The organism is Candidatus Binatia bacterium (genome assembly GCA_036382395.1).
Lineage (GTDB): Bacteria > Desulfobacterota > Binatia > HRBIN30 > HRBIN30 > JAGDMS01.
This window is the reverse complement of the sequence record DASVHW010000166.1, coordinates 1-2,261: the sequence shown is the minus strand read 5'-3', so window position 1 is coordinate 2,261 and position 2,261 is coordinate 1. Positions and strand designations below refer to the sequence as shown.

Sequence of the window (2,261 nt, the reverse complement as noted above, 5' to 3'; positions counted from 1 at the left end):
TGCCGCGAAGGGCAATGCCTCGCGCAGCTGCTGGGTGACCCAAGCTGCCGTGGGGTTGGCCGTCACGTTGAAGTGCAGCACTGTGCGACGACGGTGCTGGATAACCAATAGAACATAAAGGAGCCGAAAGCTCAGCGTCGGGACGGTGAAGAAATCCATCGCCGCGAGCACCTCCCGGTGGTTGTCCAGAAATGTCTTCCAGGATGCACTGGGTGGGCGCCGGGGTCGCGAGGCCCGGACATAACGCGACACCGTCCGCTCGGACACGCGAAAGCCCAGCTTCAACAGCTCCCCATGAATGCGCGGGGCGCCCCACCGATTTTCCGTCACCATGCGGCGGATGAGGTCACGGAGCTGGGCGTCGGTTCGGGGCCGGCCGGGCTGACGCGAGATCCAGCGCCAGTACGTACGAGACGCGCGGCGGTGCCAGGCAACCACGGTGGCGGGTTTCACGATGACCAGGGACCTGGCCCAGTCGGTCCACACCGCGCGCAGGGCGACCCAGAACAGGCGGTCGGTCGGGAGGAGCTGTGGACGACGACTGCGATGCGCGCGGATGGCGAGTTGGTGGCGCAGGGCGAGATTGTCGAGGACGAGGGCCTGTCGCGAGCGTGCCAGGGCGCGCACGGCCCAGACGAAAAGCTTGAGCAGTAGCAGCATGGCCAGAGGATGCGAGGGAACCTGTGCGACTGCAATGGGAGCGAGCTATTCTCGGTTCAAGCGCGGCGGACCGAATATTGGCGAGGCACAGCTGGAGTTTTGGCGAGGCACAGTCTATGGACCTGTACTTCTTCTCCAACTTCGTCCGCCTTCAACCCGTCAGTCACCGATCCTCCTCACGCATTCCGGTGAATCGTTCCTGGGCGAGTTGACCAGCGTGGAGACGGGATAGGCGTCCATCTCCTCGGACGGCAGCGGTGCGAGCATCTGACGGAGATCGGCATCCGCGGCGCTCGGGTCTAGCCAGCGGTCGTGAGCGGCTGCCGGCACGATGACGGGCATACGGTTGTGAATCGGTGCCATCAACTCGTTTGGTGGGCACGTCACGATGGCACACGTTCCGATCCGTTGCCCCCTGTCGCTCCGGTGACATGACCAAACGCCCGCGAAGCCGAACGGGCGACCCGAGCGGAGGTAATGAAATACGGGGTCTTCCGCTGCCCGTCCTTCCGCCATTCGTAGAAGCCATCAGCGATGACCAGACACCGGTGACGGCGAAACGCATCACGAAACAGGGGTGACGTGGCGACCGTCTCGGCGCGTGCATTGATTGGCGTTGGTGCCGTTGTGGAGGTTGACGTGAAGCCCCATCGCATCGGTCCCAGCCGCTTCTCCCCACCGTCGCAAATGAGCGCTTCGACGATCTGACTCGGCGCGATGTTATACCGCGGCTGGAGATCGACGTTGGTGAAGTGCGCTATGCCGAACTCCGTGGCGATAACTTCTCGGGAGCTGGTCCGGGTGAACCGACCGCACATGACGTTGATCTTCTCAGCAATTGCACCTGCGCATCGCGCAACCATCCACACTGGCAACGATACTCATCGGCGCGCCGTCGCCCACCACCAGTGGCACCGGCGGAAGCGCTGCACGGGCGTTCGCCAGACGCCAGTGCGCAGTGATGATCGTTTTCAAGACAGGGGGTTCTTGGGCCGCTGCAACAGCACCATGCTCCGACGCAGTGGCTCGGGCGTTCTGTGCATGCGTGGGGAAGGTGCGACCGAGGCTGACCAGGAACACGGCCATAATGACGATGGCAGTGCAGATGGTGTGCTCGTAGCGGACCGGCGGCATGAGGCACCCGTAACATGCTTGGCTCGAAGGGTTCAACGGCCTGCCAGCCCACGTTGTCTGACCGCCTGGGAGTCAGTGCCACAGAATGGCACACGACCAGGAGGGGGTTGTTTGAAGCGGCGTAGTAGTAATCGAGGAACTCGCGTAGCAACGCAGCGCGGTGGCGGCGCGCAGCCGACAACGTCAATCAGCGGGCGGCCGTGCGGCGCCCCGCGGTCCGGGGACCCGCGCCATACTGCTTTTCCAGGTACGCGACAATGTCATCCGACTCATACATCTCGACCTTTGAGTTGGGATCGATCAGATACGGCACTTGGACTTTGCCCCCGCGTTTCTCCAGCTCGGCGCGCTTCGGACTGCCTTTGGGGACATTGCGAACGATGTGCTCCAGATCCAACTCGCTCAGAGTTTCGCGGACCTTGCGGCAGTACGGCGAGCCTTCCATGTTGTACAGCGTGAGCGGCTTG

2 protein-coding genes and 1 pseudogene are annotated in these 2,261 nt (G+C 63.2%); all 3 read right to left on the bottom strand.

Features of this window, described 5'->3' with window-relative positions:
• Positions 1 to 660, bottom strand: a 660-nt coding sequence (locus VF515_07750; protein ID HEX7407528.1) for an integrase, incomplete at its 3' end; no start/stop codon positions are given.
• 159 nt (positions 661 to 819) lie between these two features.
• Positions 820 to 1,478: pseudogene (locus tag VF515_07745) on the bottom strand (SOS response-associated peptidase).
• Between the two features lie 503 nt (positions 1,479 to 1,981).
• Positions 1,982 to 2,261, bottom strand: a 280-nt coding sequence (locus tag VF515_07740) for a glutathione S-transferase N-terminal domain-containing protein (protein ID HEX7407527.1), incomplete at its 5' end; no start/stop codon positions are given.